Source organism: Polynucleobacter sp. UB-Raua-W9 (genome assembly GCF_018687435.1).
In the GTDB taxonomy this organism is placed as follows: Bacteria; Pseudomonadota; Gammaproteobacteria; order Burkholderiales; family Burkholderiaceae; genus Polynucleobacter.
Genome location: NZ_CP061290.1, coordinates 1,105,882 through 1,122,752, shown reverse-complemented (window position 1 = coordinate 1,122,752; position 16,871 = coordinate 1,105,882). Strand labels below are relative to the sequence as shown.

Genomic DNA, 16,871 nt, shown 5'->3' with positions numbered 1-16,871 from the left:
TAAGAATTTGGGTCAAACCCCTTAATGCTATAACCATGCCTGACTTAACCGAATCGCAACTAATCGAAAGATTATGCAGAACCTTTAATACTCAGTTTTCTGGTAATCGTAATGCCATGCAAGCTCTGGCAACGACTATTGAACTCTCTACAACTTTGCATCCTGGATTACGAGGTCTGAATGGCAAGGATTTCTTGTCCGCATTCACAGATCGTATGAATGTTTGGCATCCTGATGAGATACGAGTTCTAGCGATTGATATGATGATTCATTTGATCAAAGAAAAAATCACTACGGATTCATCAAAAAAAGCCCTCGCCAGTGAGATTGACGGCTACTTATTGCCTATCCAGTTTTGGTAATCTGAGTAGGCTAATTAAGGCTGAATACTTAAAATAAATAGCTAACATTCAAGCTATTTTTTTAAAGCCATTTCTTTCATTTTGTCCCGCATGCCCTTTAGTTCAAACTCGACACTTTCTACGCGGGTGCTAACACTGACCACTTTTTCGCGGGTCGATTCAAAAGCATCAATTGCATTACGGGCTTCTGCCTGATTTTCTTCAATGATTCTAAATAATGTCTTGAAAGTTTTTTCTTGCTTATCAATAGCATCACTCAGCTTGACCACGAAAGCAGCGATACCGATCACCATGATGATCAAAATAACGAAGAGGAGGGGGCCGAGAAGATCGAGGAATGACATAGGGTGAGGATTATAGCGTCAGTATGTTTAAGTAGTTACAGGCGGTACTCAAATCACTATTTTATTGGCTCTTTGTTTCCATGGGCTGAGTCTGGGGCTGCACCGCTGGTTGCACTAACTTAGCCGGTGCAATGTCTGAACCGGGCTGTTGGACAGAATCGTTCAATAGCAAAATTGAAACCCTTCTATTTTTTGCTTTCCCTGCCACAGTGTCATTTGAATCTATAGGTCTGGATGAACCAAAACCGGTTGCACTCAAGCGAGACTCGCTAATACCTTTTTGATTCAAGATATTCAGAACAGTAGTGGCCCTGATAGCAGAGAGCTCCCAGTTGGAGTTAAAGGCTTTGGTATTGATGGGTTGATTATCGGTATGACCTTCAATATCAATTGCTTGATCACTTTTAGCCAAAATAGGGGCAATTTGTGCCAGCGTATTGAGCGCAGCAGGGCTAGTGACACTGGCTGAGCCGGGGCTAAATAAATAGCTATCAATGATGTCAATACGCACCCCTTTAGAGGTTTGCATTACCCCGATTTTACCGTCTTCTATCAGTGGTTTTAATGCCTTAGTCAGGTCTTTCTCAACCCGATTCATCTTCTCACGCTTGATAAAAGCCATGTCACGTTTGAGCCTGATCAGACCCAAGGGGTCAATGAGGATGGGGCTTGCGTCAGTTTGAGTCCCTGCAATATCACCGTTAGATTTAACTTTGGTAGCTATCTTGTTATCCCCTTCGGTGGCTTGCAATGGAGCAAAGGCGGATATTAGGGAATTAGATAAGGCGTCATACTTTTTTTCATTAATGCTGGAGCTGGCATACATCACTACAAAAAACGCAAAGAGCAGGGTAATGAAGTCGGCATAGGATACCAACCAGCGATCATGGTGTTCGTGATCTTCTGGGCGCTTACGTCGCTTGAGGGATGGGTTTTTAAAGGAGGTATCCAGACAAACGGTCCTCTATCACCTTGGTATGTTCGCCATAAGCAATTGATGCCAAAGACTCAACAAGCATCTCGTATTTAGAAACTTCAAGTTGTAAAAGCGTTTTGAGCTTGTTAGCAATCGGAATGAAAACCAGGTTTGCCAATCCCACGCCATAAATCGTCGCAACGAAGGCAATGGCAATGCCGCTTCCTAGTAAGGTCGGGTCAGAGAGGTTTTCCATTACATGGATCAAGCCCATAACTGCTGCCAAAATACCAATCGTGGGGGCGTAACCACCAGCAGAGTCCCAAATCTTGATGGCATTGCGCTCATGAAGTTCATATTGGTAAATATCGTTAGCGCCGATTTCTTTAATGGTTTGCGGTGGCGCACCGTCGATAGCTAAACGCAGGATCTTCTTAACAAAAGGATCGGGAGTCTCAACCATAAAGTTCTCGAGCTTTAAGACGCCTTCTTTTCGGACGACCATGCTCCAGTGAGAAATCTCCATCGCCAAAGCCGTGCGTTGATCAACAGGTTCAACAAAGACATATTTGAGTTTAGCAATTCCGCTCCGAAAATTCACAGGGCGACTTTGCAGTAATACTGCGCCAAATGTACCAAAGGTCACAATGAAAAAGGCTGAAGGCTGCAGGAGTGATCCAATTCTGCCGCCATCAATCGATTGACCAATCAAAATTCCGATTAGCGCAAGTGCAATACCGCCTAGGCTGGCCCAGTCCATAATTTCTCTTTTAAGGTTGCGCGTATCCGAGCGACTGCTTGGCTATGCATTTGGGAAACACGAGATTCGGTGACACTCATCACAGCGCCAATTTCTTTTAAGTTCAGTTCTTGTTCGTAATATAGGCCCATCAATATTTTTTCACGTTCTGGCAAGGCGTCGATCGACTCTTTCAGAGCCTCTTTAAAGTCCCTGGATAGTAGGCCGTTGATGACATCACTTTTATTATTCTGAATAAAGCGATCGAGAAAGTGATCCTCTTCTTCATTCTTATGAACATCTTCAAAGTAGATTAGCTGGTGTCCACCACAGTCCGTCAGAATCTGGAAATAATCGGCAATGTCGATCTTGAGCTTTTTAGCTACTTCGCTTTCGGAAGGGGCTCTGCCAAGACTATGTTGTAAGCTGGCAATCGCTTTTTCAACATCACGCATCTGTTTGCGAATATTGCGCGGCAACCAGTCGGCACTGCGAAGCTCATCCATGATGGCGCCATGAATACGTTGAGTCGCATAGGTCTTGAACTGGGCACCTTGGTTATCTTGGTACTTACCGGCGGCATCTAGTAAACCCATCATGCCTGCTTGGATCAAATCATCTGCCTCAACACTAGCCGGTAACTTGGCCTTGATTTGATAAGCCATTTTTTTGACTAGGTCGGCGTATTGGTGGACCAGTGTTTCTTTTTGGTCTGTTTTTCCGTCGGCCTTATACATAATTTTATTGAGTGGGGGTTACACCAAATTGGGGGGTAAAAAGAGGGTCTCTAGTTATCGTTTGCGTCATTGCTGGGAACAAGTCTAAAACTACTGGACTTACCCAATTGTTACTAAGTGTACTAAAACCAATGATTTCCAGTTGAATCTGTGAAAAAGTCCGGCTGGCATGCTTTAAGTTACGAAAAACCGTCTTTGCCGTCTCCGCATTTTGGGCGCTGACGATAATGCCAAAAACCCGGTTTTCAGGACTTTTGGCTAGCAATTTAATGATCCCAAAAGCCCGTTTTATAGACTCAGAGCTTTGCGCCAATTTGAGTACGATTTCGTGTTGATTTAAGAGCGCCAAGGGGAGCTCCTGAGCCTGGTCTAGGCTCATATCGATAAAGTGGATATTGCGTCCACTGATATCCTTAGTCAGATCTTGGAGGAGCTGACCTTTACCTTGGGCCAGTTTTCCACTTAAGCTTTTAATAGGGCAAGCCTTGGTAGGCATCAAAATCCGCCTGAGACCTTCTGCTTGATCGCGTGGATTAAGCATATTGAACATGCCCTTGTGTTATCGCTGTAGATTTACTAAAAAAAGCAGGCAAGTCTTCTGGTCTGACAATCGAGAGGGGATCGCTAGAGTCTTCCTGCTTGAATGCCTCTTCAATCAAAGCGATTTTATCGACTAGAGTAATGTCTTCTGGAACACGTTGACCATTGGTGAGATACAGGACTTTCAGTTTATTTTGCAGAATCACATTAATGACGCCGCCTAAACCAATCGCTTCATCTACTTTAGTGATAATGCAGCCATCCAAACCTCTGCCGGCAAACGCCTTGCTGACGTTATTGAGTGTATCCAAGGTACCACTAGCATTTAGGCAAATGATTTTTTTGATATCACGTGATGCCTCGCACAGCATGTCAAGCTGACTATTGACCATCTTGTCTTTTTGGCTTAAACCAGCCATATCGATGAGGACAAGTTTCTTGTCTTGTAATTTCTCAAGAGTCTGTTGTAATTCTTGAGCATCTTTTGCAGCAAACACTTCAACACCCAAAATCTTGCCATAAATACGCAATTGCTCATGACCGCCAATACGATAGGTATCAGTGCTTACCAAGGCAATGTCTTGATTGCCATGTTTAAGCACAAAGCGTGAGGCAATTTTGGCAATCGTCGTAGTTTTGCCCACGCCAGTAGGTCCAAGCAAAGCATAAATACCATGTTGGTTCATGATTTCTGCTTCATTTTCTAGGGCTTGCATATTCTTGGCCAGTAAATTCATTGCCCAAGGCTTGGCTTCTTTAGCCGAAAAATCAGAAGGGAGTTTGCTTATCACGCGTTTAGCCAGATCTAGATTAAAGCCAGCAGATAAAAATTGGCTCATCAAATCTCGTTTATTAGGGCTGAACTCAAGGGTGCTATTAGAGAGAGTCTCCAGTTGTGCCTGGAACTGATTGCGCATCTCGCGCATTTCTTTAAGCATCCCCTGAATCTGAGGATGATTGATGATCTCGACGGGCTGCTCTTTAGGCGCCATGACTTCTGCATGAGTGGTAGTCAACTCTACAACAGGGGCAGCTTCCTTAGAACTAGATCTACCATTGAGTAAATCGACAGTAGCCTGCACTTTTTTAGCTTGCAATACTTTTTCTGCTTGTTCCTTAGCGGTAGGCGCGCTACCCAGCAGGTTTGACCCAGGAAGAACGCTGGATTCACTGCGCGCCAAAATTTCTGTCCAGCCGTTAATCGAGCGATTAGAAATAATGGTAGCGTCTTCACCAAGCTCTGCTTTGACTTGCATCAAAGCCTGACGAGTCGTTTTGGCTAGAAATTTTTTCATGGTCATACTGAACCTCCAATTAAGTTGGCAACACGGATAGTTTTGGAATCGGGTAATTCTTCATGAGAGAGCACACGTAAGTTGGGCGTAACTCTCCTCAAAAATTTGGCTAAGGTCGCGCGCAAGGGTGAGGCAACGAGCAATACCGGGGAATGGCCGTTTCTCTCTTGTGCTTTAGCTGCTTCATTCGCTTCATTGGCAAGGGTTTTAGCAATACCAGGCTCAATTGAGCTGCTTTCGCCAGAGCCGGTCACTGCTTGCATCAATAAACGCTCAAGGTTGTTTTCTAATGAAATCACTGACATCTCATTACCATTAGGGAAGAGCTGTTGCGTGATTGCGCGACCCAATTTGATTCTGACTTTTGCAGTCAGATCGGCAGGATCTTGTGTGTGGGGTGCATATTCAATGAGCGTTTCCATGATGGTGCGCATATCGCGGATCGTGACACCTTCAACCAAAAGATTTTGGAGTACTTTTTGTACTACTGATGTCGTCAACAACTTGGGAATGAGGTCTTCAACCAATTTTGGCGACTCTTTAGCAAGTAGAGTGACTAATTGCTGAACCTCTTGATGTCCCAGTAATTCTGAGGCATGCATACCAATCACATGATTGAGGTGAGTGGCGATCACTGTACTTGCATCGACTACGGTATAGCCTTTGCTTTGGGCTTCTTCGCGTAGTGTGTTGTCAATCCAGGTGGCAGGTAAATCAAATGCAGGATCAGAAGTGACCGGGCCTGGTAGTTCACCAGTCACATTACCAGGATTAATAGCTAAAAATTGACCGTAGTGAGATTCTCCTTTGGCAACCTCTACGCCCTTAAGCTTAATGACATAAGCTGAGGGCTTGAGCTCAAGGTTATCGCAAATATGCACTGGTGGCGTTAAAAAACCCACATCTTGTGCAAACTTTTTACGTAGTGCCTTAATGCGTTTAATGAGATCACCGCCGTGACGTGAATCAACTAAAGGAACTAGGCGAAAGCCTACCTCAAGACCCAATGCATCGACTGGCATGACATCATCCCAAGTGGCATCAATAGACTCTTGAGCCACATCTTGGCTTGCATTTGCTTCTGACTCCAGTAATTTTTTAGTTTGATTCTTTAATGAATAGGCAATACCGGCAAGAGTGGCTGCAAGTAGCAGGAAGGCCAAATTCGGCATACCTGGAATGAGGCCCATGCCACCAATAATAATGGCCGTGATATTGAGAATCTTTGGATTGGTAAAGAGTTGCTTGGTTAACTGCGTGCCAATATCTTGATTATTCGCAACGCGTGATACAACAATACCGGCCGCAACTGAAATGATGAGCGATGGAATTTGGGCTACTAAGCCATCACCAATAGCTAGTAAGGTGTAATTTTTAACCGCTTCATTAAAGCTTAAGTCATGCTGGAGCATACCGACAATCAGGCCGCCCAGAATATTAATGACGATCACCAGAATGCCGGCAATCGCATCGCCACGAACATATTTCGAGGCACCATCCATGGCGCCATAAAATTCAGCTTCTTGACCAATTTCTGCACGGCGGCTACGCGCCTCATCTTGACCGATTAAGCCTGCATTGAGATCGGCATCAATTGCCATCTGCTTACCGGGCATCGCATCTAAGGTAAAACGGGCGCCCACTTCAGCAATACGGCCAGCACCTTTAGTTACTACTGTAAAGTTAATGATGGTCAAGATAATAAAAACCACAATACCAACAGCGTAGTTACCGCCAATCAGGAAGTGTCCAAAAGCTTCGATTACCTTACCGGCCGCAGCAGGGCCTGTATGGCCTTCCGTTAATACTAAGCGGGTAGAGGCTACGTTTAAGCTCAAACGTAGCATCGTGGTGACTAAAAGCACTGTCGGAAAGGCTAAAAAATCCAGCGGCTTAGCAGTTTGCAGTCCGATCATCAAAACCAAGATGGACAGGGCAATATTGAAGGTGAATAAGAGATCCAAGCCAATTGCCGGAATCGGCAAAATCATCATGGCCAGTAACATCACGATGATGATAGGACCTGCAATCGTCTTGCTATTGAGGTTTTTGAGGGACTCTAAAAATTGTGTGAAGTTCATGATGCAAGCTCAAGTTGCTTAGTGTTAGATAGCGGGTCTAATTCATCTGGCACAACAATATTGTGTGGTTGAGTTGGGTAAGCGCCACTGCGACCGTTGAAGTTCTTGACCTGGAATACAAAGGCCAAAATCTCAGCAACAGCAAGGTATAGAGATTCTGGTATTTCTGCATCAAGTTCAGTATTAGCGTAAATAGCGCGCGCAAGTTTGGGTGATTCCAATATCAAAATTTCATGCTCTTTAGCAATTTCTCGAATACGTAACGCCAAGGTATCTGTCCCTTTAGCTAGGAGCATCGGAGCTCGCATATCACCTTCTTTGTATTGAATGGCAACAGAGTAGTGCGTAGGGTTGGTGATAATGACATCTGCCTTTTGTACATTCGACATCATGCGGCGACGTGACATCTCTCTTTGTTGTTGGCGAATCTTGGCTTTGATTTCAGGGTTACCGTTACCTTCTTTAGATTCTTGCTTTAATTCTTGGCGGCTCATCTTGTGCTTTTCAGCATAGCGATAGAGTTGATAGGGCACATCCACTAAAGCGATGACTACCAAAGCACCCACAATAAAAATGAATGCCTTGACAAGAAATAAGCCAGTCTTTGCAAGACCTACTTCAACTGGAACCAGGGATAGGGTAATGAGTTGAGGAAAATCCGCAGAAATCACAAAGTAAGCCACCACACCAATGAGTGTTGCCTTGGCAATAGATTTAACGAGCTCCACTAGGGAGTTTTTAGAAAAGAGATTGCCCATGCCTTTGATGGGATCAAGTCTTTCTAAATTGGGCGTGAGTAATTGAGTGCTAAAGTTCCAGCCGCCAACCAATACTGGCGCTGCAAGGGCGGCAATCATTAGTGCAAAGCCAAGCGGTGCAAAGGCGATTAATAAGTCAATTACCTGGTCCGATATGCGACCAAGACCAGCTTCTGTATTGAATGCCAATTTGCTATCAAAAGTTAGTCCACTACTGAGTAGATCTTTTAATGCGGAGTTAAGGTGATAACCCAACCCCCAGACTGACATGCCGGCAGTAAACAGCAAGACGCAAGTCGCCAATTCCTTGGAGCGAGGAACGTCACCCTCTTCGTACGCTTTTTCTAGTCGCGTCGACGAGGCCTGTTCTGATTTTTCTAAATCGCTTTCTTCTGCCACCGCTACACCTTAAAAAGGGATTAAATTGCTGATAAATGATTTTCAGCGAGCGGGGCTTAAATGAATTGCTGGAAAAGGGGGGTGAACCCCCCTTAATTCAAGCTTCTAAAACCCAGTTTATTGGTAATGGAAGGCCAAAAACATCCGATTTAGAGTGATTTTTGGGTATAGCGACGACCCAAAATGAGGCTTAAAACAGCTTCCAGTCAGGGTCTTTTTCAGCAGGATTTGCTGCGGGATTTTCAAGTTCTGGACTCTTTGGCGCATCAAGTGAAGCAGTCTTGACGGGGGTATTTTGAGGTGCTGAAACTGTCAAATGACCAAAAGTCTCGGCTAAAGCATTGGCATGTTGCAAGAGCATTTCTCCGCTGAGAGCCGTATCTTTCATGGTTTCGACATTTTTCTGGGCAATTTTTTCGACCTGGGACACGGCGCCATTCACCTCGTAGAGGTTCAGGCTCTGATCTAAAGAGGCAGTCGTAATGTTGGCGCTCATATCAGCAACATATTGCGTGGAGCTGGCAATACGCTCAACGACCTTATTAATGCCATCTATTTTCTCAGAAGGAATTCCTGCTTGAGCTACTTCAGTACTTAGGGCGTTAGCCATTTCAGTACTGGATACTGCCATGAGCCGAACTTGCTTAGCGTTTTCAGCATTTTGTTTGGTGCTTTCACCCAAACCTTGCATCTTCAGGTTGGAGGTTTGCAAGACTTGAGCCTGCTCTTCAGCGCCTTTGATCAGGCTTGCATGGTAAAGCGTTAATTCCTTAGCTAGCTTCTGAATTTCTACCCCTTGAACTTGGGCAATACTACTGAACTCTTCCATTTTATCTAGCAGTTGATTCATGGTCTTGTTGAGTAAATTGACTTCTTCCAGTTCGCTATCAACTGATAGCCGTTTACTTAGATCATGGTTTTGCAACGCTGCTGGGATTGTTTGAGCTTGCGCTAAGGCTTTTTGAAGAGCTTGCTCAATAGTGCGCTGCGCAGATTCAGATGCTTGACCTTTTTGCATTGCCAGATCAATAGTAGTGTTGAGTTCTTGAGCGAATTCATAAAAAGCACCACGATGTTGATCTGCATCTCGACGACCTAAAAGCTTGCCGTCTTGCAGGGCAGTATTCAAAATGCTGGTATCTAGTATGAATTGCTTCCACTCGCCCTGAATCGCCTTGATAGCTGCCATTGCACTGCTATGATCACCTGCACTCAATGCAATGCGGTAATCTAATTGGCCGCTAGCGATATAGCCTGCAGCCTTCGTTAATTCTTCAGGACTAGCGCCTAAACTATGTTTGAGAGTTCGAGAGATTTGAGCAGCCAGGCTCAGCATGATTAGCATGCCGACAGCAATAATTATCAGCTTGTCAGTTGGCAAGCTGTTATTGGAAGAGGGGACGCTTGATTTTGCTGAGGGAGCATCTAAGGAAGCTTCGTTTGGCCGATTGGCTGGCTCACTTACAGAAGTTACGGGAACCGAAGGGGCTGCAGGATTTACTTCAGAAACACTTTTCTTTTGTAAGGCAATCAGTTTTGCGCTCGCTTGTGCCTTGATAAGGGCATCTAGATCTGTCATCACTTGCGTTTGCAAGCCTTGAGTGCGAGCAAGTAATGCGCTGGCTTGCGATAAATAATTGACTTGCAAAAGGTCAACGGCAGGTTTGATAGATTGGTTAACCAGCTTGTCAAAATCGCTTGTAAATTGGCTTGCTACCGTTTTTTCTTCAGCGCTTAAAGGCTGCGCTAAGAAGGACTGCCACATAGCATTCATCTGTGCAAGATCTTGAGTGACGCGTTCCGCTAGATTACGCACTTCTTCTGAGACGGGATCGGGGGATTTTTTCTCTGCGTATGCGGTATTTAAGAAGATACGATTTTGTGCAATCAGCTCTTTGAGCTTATTTAAATCAACGGGTGCAGGCGTATCCGCTTTTGGTGATTCAGATGCAGTGTTGGTTGATGATGAGGAGCTTGACGACTTTAAAGTTATCTTGAATTCTGGAGTCCAGCTTTGGGTATTGATTAAGAGCAAGCCTGCCATAACAAGCGCGGTCAATAACATGCCGAGCAGGCTAACCTTGACTGGCAAGTAAGGAAGTTTCGAAAGTCCGGTATTGAGTTTGATCATGATTTACATTATTACAAATAAACGGAAGGGTAAATAACTCAATTGAAGTGGCTAAGCCTCAGGGTTTAACTTCTGTCTTAGCCGCTGGCTTCACATCTGGCTTGGCGTCTACCTTAGTGGTTGGCTTTGCCTCAGGAGCTGAAGTTGGGGCGCTTTTAGGGCCTGAAGCTTGTATACCTTTTTGTACCCCTTCAGCATTACCAGCTTCAATGGACATATTTTTCTCTATGCGCTCTTGCGCTTTTTTGTTCATCACAATAATGGAGATGCGGCGATTAATGGGGTTTAGTGGATCTGTCTTGTCATATAAAACTGCAGAAGAAAGACCAATCACTTGGAGTAATTTAGTTTCGTCCATACCGCCGTTAACCAATTCTCGCCTTGCAGCATTCGCTCTGTCGGCAGACAGTTCCCAGTTGCTATAAGACTTTTCTTTATTAGGGAAGGGCAATGCATCGGTGTGACCAGACAAAGTAAGTTTGTTCTCAACACCATTGAGTGACTTGCCAATCGTTTTCATAATCTCCCGCGCATAAGGCTGGAGTTCATCATCGGATAAGGCAAACATGGGTCTTTTCAGGTTATCCACAATCTGAATGCGTAAACCGTCATCAGTAATATCAATGAGAATTTGTTTTTTCAAGCTTTGCAGTTGTGGGTTATCTTGAATAACAGATTCCACTTTGGTTTTCAGCTGCTTGAGGCCTTCCTCATCCAGCATCTTTTGCGGAGATTTATCGCTGTTGTCATCTGCTTTAGAAACTTCACCGTCTTTACGCGTCAGATCTTTACCGCCGCCAACGAAAATACCGCTTGAACCAGTAGTGCTAGGTCCGGTAGATACGATTTTTTCAATCGGCATCTTGAAGTATTCAGAGATGCCTTTTAACTCTTCTTTTGATACCGATGCTAAGAGCCACATCAGCAAGAAGAAGGCCATCATGGCGGTTACGAAGTCTGCATAAGCAATCTTCCATGCACCTCCGTGTGCCCCACCAGCAACTTTTTTAATACGTTTTACAACAATGAGGGGCTTATCTTCTTTGCCGGCCATGAATTAACGCGTTTTAGCGCCCTTAATATATTCTTCGAGTTCAAGAAACTCAGGACGCTCAGTTGAAGTCAATACTTTACGTCCAAACTCAACAGCAATGGTTGGCGCGTAACCGTTTAAGCTCGCTAGCAAAATCACTTTAGCGGTTTGGAGCATCTTGGAAGATTCATTCAGTTTTTGTTCTAGGATGGTTGCCAGTGGGCCAACGAATCCATAGCAGAGCAAAATGCCCAAGAAGGTTCCGACAAGGGCGTGTGCAATCATGACGCCCAGTTCATTGTTTGACACTTGACCTACTGATGACATGGTGTGAACCACACCCATCACAGCAGCCACAATACCAAAGGCCGGCATACCGTCAGCCATTTTTGCAACAGCATGACATACTGCGTGACCTTCGTTGTGGTGGGTCTCAATATCCACATCCATAAGGTTTTCAATTTGAAATGGCTCCATATTGCCGGAGAGCATCATGCGTAAGTAATCGCATAAAAAGTCCATCAAATGATGGTCTTTCATAATCTTTGGGTATTTGGAGAAGATGGCGCTGTTCTCTGGATTCTCAACATCCTTTTCGATGGCCATCATGCCGTCTTTACGAATTTTGGTCAAAAACTCAAACATCATGGCTAGCAAATCTAAATAGAGCGCTTTGCTGTAGCTCGATGGAGCCAGCACAGTTGGCAAGGCTGCGACCGTTGCTTTAATTGTTTTGAGATCATTGCCAACCAGAAAGGCGCCAAATGCTGCGCCGCCAATCATTAATAGCTCGATTGGTTGAAGTAGGGCTGCAAGATGGCCGCCGGCCATCATAAATCCGCCGAAGACTGAGAAAATAACGACTACGTAACCAATGATGACAAACACAAGAAGCCCCTTTTTGCCTGAATAACAGAAGAATACCTGTAATTACGACATTTAATTGCCTGAATAAAGCAAGATTATGGTGCCTGTCTTTCCGTTACGTGGGGCGATATTGACCCATTTGGTAGACGAAGCATTGGCGCTGATCGGAGCTAAAGCGTATTTTCTGGGATTCAGCAATGCCAGGCACAGGGAATTCATGGCTAATTAAGAGACTTTCACCATCCATCTCTATTAGAGCTTTTTCCCAAAGCTCAGGCATAGCAGCGGGTGAAAGATAGGCAAAAATCAGATCATAGTTAGCAAAATCCACTTTTTCATAGTTGCCAAGGCGAAAACGAACCCGTGAAGCGAAGAATTTAGACTGAATGACGCTAATCAGCCAGGGTAAAGGGGCTATTTCAATGCCTTCAACGCAAGATTCTGGTCGCAGCTGAGCCATGCGGATGGCAAAGTTGCCTAGGCCGCTGCCAATTTCTAAAATTCTGAGCTGTTTGCCCGGCAAAAGCTCAGAAACGGCATTCCAAACCTCTGGTTTGGAGGGGTAAAAAGGCACTTGAGTTAAAAAAACCGACCAAAAAAGGGCTCCAGTGAGAATAAAACCAAGCAAAAAGTAGCTAGTCGGGATTTGCAGAGCGAGCGCCGCCCAGATGGCCAAGGGAAAAAGCAGGTGAATATAGCGCCACCAGTGCGCCATTTTCAGTCGAATGCTTAAAAAATAGGCAAATGTACCTTGCGCTATGAGCAAGGTTCCAAGGCTAGGGAAAAAAAGAGGTAACAAATCTGGGAAATGAAGAGTTATCTGTATTAGTAGCCAGCACAGGCCGGCAGCCATTACAAAAGCGCAGCCTTGTATGAGCAGGGCGATTAGCGCAGGCGGAAACTTGCTAAATGAAAAATGCTTTGCCATCAAATCAGAAGCTTCTGAAAAATCATTTCGCTAAATCCTCATCAATCGCAATTTTGAGCCGTAAAGGGGATATAGGATCCATACAAGCGGGCTGTATTAATAAGTGCGGCATCTAAACGTTTGTGGGCATTGAAGTATTCAAGTGAAGCAGTGTAGGAATTTTGGATTAGGGTTATGTTGCGCTTAAATTATCTTTCATTATTGATTGTGAGTCTTCTGATTTGTTCAGGATGCACTCCTGCGAGCTCGCCTTACGCAGTCAATTGCGATAACTGCAACTCACAGCCTTACTACTCAGTCATGATTATTCAACCAGGGATGTCCAGTGATTTTCCGGTGAGTTATCGCGTTCGATTGCCAGAAAGCAATGCCAAACTCAATAAAATGGCGCCAACTGAGACCGTTAGCTCTAGATCGGTTGCGCAATGAAATTACATTTGAATCCTTTCGTATTTTTAGTTCGTGTTGCACTTACATGCGCCGTGTTTTCCTTGGGTGTGCATGCACAAACCCAAGCTGGCCAAGAAAAGACTGTCTCGCCTTACCCATTTCGTTATGAGACTATTTCTCTTGTGCCCAGCACCTCCTCGACAGGGGCACTAAATACAGCATCGATGTTTATTGCTGAGCAGTTAGAACGCAATCTTTCTCCGGAGATGAGAAGCCGCGCCTTAGTGGTAACTGATTTTGTGGCGCTCAATACTTTGAATGAGACTTCTCAATTGGGTCGACTCTTGGCGCAAAACTTAATGCATGAAATGCAGTTAAGAAATTGGTCTGTCACAGACATTACCTTCAGAAAAAATATTCTGATTGAGGCTAGCGGTGAATTTTCTCTGAGTAGGGATGTTAAGCAGCTGAAGCCCCCTGTTCAAACTGGCAGCATTATCACTGGTACTTATGTGAACACTGCCGAGGGCTTAATATTGAATGTCAGAATGATTCAAGTGATTAGCGGCGCAGTCGTTTCTACGGCGCAAGTGAAGTTACCCGCTGATCGTCTGATTTCGCATTTGTTGGATGGCCCCCCAAGACCACCAACCATGCCAGTTCTAAATCTTACTAATTAATTGTTCTAGCACCCACTAGTAGAATACGACTTTTATTGATATTCTGAATCGATATGTCTATTCGCCAACAACCTCACCAAATTCTTCGCCTTACCAATCTTCCGCTCGCTATTGTTTTGCTCTGTGCGCTTCTGGGCCTTTCAGCCTGTGGAACTACCAGCCGCAGCGATGCACAATGCCTTACTTTTGAAGATAAGCTGCAGGCAACTGATTTGACTGTCTTGGTATCTGGTATGGCAACCGAACTCAATACCTCCTTACCTAAATTTGATCCTAATGGCCCGGATGAATACGGGGTTCTGCTTGTTGCCGATTTTGTGAACGTCAATACCCTCAAAACAGAACCTAATGTTTTGGTGATGAGCGAGATGATGCGTAGTTATCTTGCGCGCATTCCTGGTAAGAAGGTGGTGCAGGTTGAATTTGGGAAAGATATTCGGATTAGTGATACCGGCATTGTGTCTTTGACTCGCAAGATTGGCCAAACTGGCAATACGAAAGTTGGTGCAAGTCAGGTGATTGTTGGAACTTACCTGAATCTGCCTAATAAGTTGGTCATTAATGTCAAAGCTATTGATCCAAGCAATCAAATTATTAGTGCAGCTATTGTGCGAGAGTTGAACTACTCATGCAGCGGCGGTAAATTAAGGCTAGATAAATAGTCTGCTATTTAATCCATTGAGAGAGCTGATTTACCAGCTCTCTAGGGTCAACAGTCTTAGAGATGCAGCCATTCATGCCATGATCAAGGCATTGCCGAGAGGTATCTGCGCATACTCTGGCACTCAACCCAATAATCGGTAAAGACTTTAGATGTTCTTGTGCTCGAATTTGTTTGCAGGCTTGCAAGCCATCTAATACCGGCATCTGAATATCCATTAAGACTGCATCATATTGCTTGGTCTTTAATAGCTCTAAAGCATCTTGGCCATTACTGGCAACATCGATACGCGCACCAAAGATTTCTAAGAATTCTTTGAGTGCTTCTTGAGCGATCACGTTATCTTCAGTTAATAGAATCATCCGGTCTTGCAAAGGCTTAGCCTGAAGATCTTGCTGTAGAGGTTTTCTATTTGGGTTTGATTCAGTATTTTCAAGGTATTGCCTCAAGCGAATGCGAGTTGATGCAAGCATCTCTAAAAAATCATGATAGTTCTGAGTTTGCAGTTGACCAAGCCTTAAGTCGGCTTCCAAAAATTCGCTGGCGGCAAATACTTCTTCGGCGCCGATAGCGCTGGCAGACCCTTTAAAAGTATGAATACGACTTGATGCAGAATGGTAATCATTCATGGCAATGTCATGTTGCAGACCTGCGCTGCAATCGCGGCAATCCAATATAAACAGATTAAGTAGTTTATGAGTCAGTGGGATATCGGCCAGTAAATGCACTAGGTTTTTGAGCTGAAAGCCTGGCAAATCTTCCAGCGATGTACCGGTGGTGCTTTGCTCATGCGCAATATCCCGGAGGGAGATGTTTGAGTCAGAGCTAGAGACCTGCAATTGAAAAATCCAATTTGCTAATACTTGGTACAGTTTTTCTGGATCGATAGGCTTACTAATGAAGTCATTCATCCCATGATCAAAGCATTTCTGAACTTCATCAGCAAATACGCCCGCACTCAACCCAATAATCGGTAAAGACTTTAGATGTTCTTGTGCTCGAATTTGTTTGCAGGCCTGCAAGCCATCTAATACCGGCATCTGAATATCCATTAAGACCGCATCATATTGCTTGGTCTTTAATAGCTCTAAAGCATCTTGGCCGTTACTGGCAACATCGATACGCGCACCCGCACGCAATAAAAATTGCTTAATTACTGTTTGGTTGATGAGGTTGTCTTCAACAATCAGGACTTGAGATTTTGCCAACACCAAATGGGGGTGATGTTTTAAATCTCCGGCAGATGTTGTGTTGTTTATATTCACAGATTCACCCTAATTTCTTGTGAAATCAGCGCGGTACATCTTGATATCTTGATCTGCTGTGTCAGCAGTGGGGCGGTGTAATGGTTGATCCATGCCCATGACATCGCCTAATGTTTGAATGCTTTGCGGTGCTAACAAATCTAGTCTCCGTTTGTACTCAAGCCTTATAACTTGGGCTTTTGCTGGCCATTTGAATGGCTACTTTTTGATTGCTTGCCAAGATCTACAGCAGGATTTTGAAGCTGAACAATTACTCTTTGAGAAGCATTCTATACGCTCTTGTAAGTAATTTCCTTACTAAATTTGTAGCATTTATCTCATTTAGAAAAAAATTGGGTCGGGCAAACTACATCCATCGCGAAAGTACTAAATCGCACAAATTAAGTGAGATAGAACATGCAACTGATTGATAAATCACAAGAAAGCATTATGACAGAAATTCGTGAAGCGAATCTGAATTATTTGATGCTGGCTCAACAGATGATTCAAGCAGACAAGGATCAGGCTGTTTTCCGCCTTGGTGTCAGCCAGGATATCGCTGATTTAATTGGGGATTTAAGCAATTCTCAACTGATTAAGCTGGCTAGCTCCAACATGATGTTGATGCGCTTTCGCTTTGATGATGCTGCTATGTTGGGTATGCTGACCAAAAATACTAAGGGTTTATCCCAATCTATCGTCCACAGTTCAATTTTGATGGCTGGCCAAAAAGCCGAAGCCATTGCCTAAGTTCTGCAATATCCAA

General features: G+C 44.3%; 19 protein-coding genes. 5 read left to right on the top strand and 14 right to left on the bottom strand.

Annotated features, from left to right (window positions below):
• Positions 1 to 35 precede the first annotated feature (35 nt).
• Positions 36 to 362: a hypothetical protein gene (locus AOC07_RS05810; RefSeq protein WP_215357045.1), complete on the top strand. Its 327-nt coding sequence runs from the start codon at positions 36 to 38 to the stop codon at positions 360 to 362.
• Positions 363 to 415: 53 nt separating this feature from the next.
• On the opposite strand, the gene AOC07_RS05805 is transcribed toward AOC07_RS05810, so the two are convergent.
• The 12 genes from AOC07_RS05805 to AOC07_RS05750 all read right to left on the bottom strand — a co-directional run bounded on the left by AOC07_RS05805 (position 416) and on the right by AOC07_RS05750 (position 13,130).
• On the bottom strand, positions 416 to 706 hold the full coding sequence (locus AOC07_RS05805) for a hypothetical protein (protein ID WP_215357043.1): 291 nt from the start codon (positions 704 to 706) through the stop codon (positions 416 to 418).
• Positions 707 to 767: 61 nt separating this feature from the next.
• Positions 768 to 1,658 (bottom strand): flagellar motor protein MotB, encoded by an 891-nt coding sequence (locus AOC07_RS05800; protein ID WP_215358487.1) that lies wholly within the window; start codon positions 1,656 to 1,658, stop codon positions 768 to 770.
• Positions 1,642 to 2,382, bottom strand: a complete 741-nt coding sequence (locus AOC07_RS05795; RefSeq protein ID WP_096672496.1) for a flagellar motor protein — start codon at positions 2,380 to 2,382, stop codon at positions 1,642 to 1,644. Before AOC07_RS05795 ends, AOC07_RS05800 begins: the two co-directional genes overlap by 17 nt.
• On the bottom strand, positions 2,364 to 3,098 hold the full coding sequence (locus AOC07_RS05790) for an RNA polymerase sigma factor FliA (protein WP_215274811.1): 735 nt from the start codon (positions 3,096 to 3,098) through the stop codon (positions 2,364 to 2,366). The genes AOC07_RS05795 and AOC07_RS05790 overlap by 19 nt, the downstream gene beginning before the upstream one ends.
• A 4-nt stretch (positions 3,099 to 3,102) precedes the next feature.
• The gene (locus tag AOC07_RS05785; protein ID WP_215357041.1) at positions 3,103 to 3,648 is read right to left on the bottom strand and encodes a hypothetical protein; all 546 of its coding nucleotides are present in this window, start codon (positions 3,646 to 3,648) and stop codon (positions 3,103 to 3,105) included.
• Positions 3,632 to 4,939, bottom strand: coding sequence for a flagellar biosynthesis protein FlhF (gene flhF / locus AOC07_RS05780; RefSeq protein ID WP_215357039.1), 1,308 nt, complete (start codon positions 4,937 to 4,939; stop codon positions 3,632 to 3,634). The genes AOC07_RS05785 and flhF overlap by 17 nt, the downstream gene beginning before the upstream one ends.
• Positions 4,936 to 7,014, bottom strand: coding sequence for a flagellar biosynthesis protein FlhA (gene flhA / locus AOC07_RS05775; protein ID WP_215357037.1), 2,079 nt, complete (start codon positions 7,012 to 7,014; stop codon positions 4,936 to 4,938). Before flhA ends, flhF begins: the two co-directional genes overlap by 4 nt.
• A complete protein-coding gene (gene flhB, locus AOC07_RS05770; RefSeq protein ID WP_215357035.1) occupies positions 7,011 to 8,171 on the bottom strand; it encodes a flagellar biosynthesis protein FlhB in 1,161 nt (386 codons plus the stop codon). Before flhB ends, flhA begins: the two co-directional genes overlap by 4 nt.
• Before the next feature lie 190 nt (positions 8,172 to 8,361).
• The gene (locus AOC07_RS05765; RefSeq protein ID WP_215357033.1) at positions 8,362 to 10,302 is read right to left on the bottom strand and encodes a Tar ligand binding domain-containing protein; all 1,941 of its coding nucleotides are present in this window, start codon (positions 10,300 to 10,302) and stop codon (positions 8,362 to 8,364) included.
• A gap of 58 nt (positions 10,303 to 10,360) precedes the next feature.
• Positions 10,361 to 11,356, bottom strand: coding sequence for a flagellar motor protein MotB (gene motB, locus AOC07_RS05760; protein ID WP_215357031.1), 996 nt, complete (start codon positions 11,354 to 11,356; stop codon positions 10,361 to 10,363).
• 3 nt (positions 11,357 to 11,359) lie between these two features.
• The gene (gene motA, locus AOC07_RS05755; RefSeq protein WP_215274078.1) at positions 11,360 to 12,223 is read right to left on the bottom strand and encodes a flagellar motor stator protein MotA; all 864 of its coding nucleotides are present in this window, start codon (positions 12,221 to 12,223) and stop codon (positions 11,360 to 11,362) included.
• Positions 12,224 to 12,317: 94 nt separating this feature from the next.
• Positions 12,318 to 13,130 carry a bifunctional 2-polyprenyl-6-hydroxyphenol methylase/3-demethylubiquinol 3-O-methyltransferase UbiG gene (locus AOC07_RS05750; protein WP_215357029.1) on the bottom strand — a complete coding sequence of 271 codons (813 nt, stop codon included), beginning with the start codon at positions 13,128 to 13,130 and terminating at the stop codon, positions 12,318 to 12,320.
• A gap of 174 nt (positions 13,131 to 13,304) precedes the next feature.
• Here AOC07_RS05750 and AOC07_RS05745 point away from each other — a divergent pair, with 174 nt between their 5' ends.
• The 3 genes from AOC07_RS05745 to AOC07_RS05735 are packed head-to-tail and all read left to right on the top strand — an operon-like array spanning position 13,305 to position 14,862.
• Entirely contained in the window at positions 13,305 to 13,559 is a 255-nt protein-coding gene (locus tag AOC07_RS05745; protein ID WP_215274076.1) for a hypothetical protein, read from the top strand.
• A complete protein-coding gene (locus AOC07_RS05740) occupies positions 13,556 to 14,200 on the top strand; it encodes a FlgO family outer membrane protein (RefSeq protein WP_215357026.1) in 645 nt (214 codons plus the stop codon). Before AOC07_RS05745 ends, AOC07_RS05740 begins: the two co-directional genes overlap by 4 nt.
• Positions 14,201 to 14,253: 53 nt before the next feature.
• Positions 14,254 to 14,862: a FlgO family outer membrane protein gene (locus tag AOC07_RS05735; RefSeq protein ID WP_215357024.1), complete on the top strand. Its 609-nt coding sequence runs from the start codon at positions 14,254 to 14,256 to the stop codon at positions 14,860 to 14,862.
• A 4-nt stretch (positions 14,863 to 14,866) separates the two neighbouring features.
• On the opposite strand, the gene AOC07_RS05730 is transcribed toward AOC07_RS05735, so the two are convergent.
• Positions 14,867 to 16,126: a hybrid sensor histidine kinase/response regulator gene (locus AOC07_RS05730; RefSeq protein ID WP_215357022.1), complete on the bottom strand. Its 1,260-nt coding sequence runs from the start codon at positions 16,124 to 16,126 to the stop codon at positions 14,867 to 14,869.
• Between the two features lie 9 nt (positions 16,127 to 16,135).
• Complete coding sequence (locus AOC07_RS09440; RefSeq protein WP_256437844.1) at positions 16,136 to 16,264, bottom strand: hypothetical protein; 129 nt, start codon at positions 16,262 to 16,264, stop codon at positions 16,136 to 16,138.
• A gap of 258 nt (positions 16,265 to 16,522) precedes the next feature.
• Between AOC07_RS09440 and flhD the strand changes: the two genes are divergently transcribed.
• Positions 16,523 to 16,855 carry a flagellar transcriptional regulator FlhD gene (gene flhD / locus AOC07_RS05725; RefSeq protein WP_096672510.1) on the top strand — a complete coding sequence of 111 codons (333 nt, stop codon included), beginning with the start codon at positions 16,523 to 16,525 and terminating at the stop codon, positions 16,853 to 16,855.
• Positions 16,856 to 16,871: the final 16 nt, after the last annotated feature.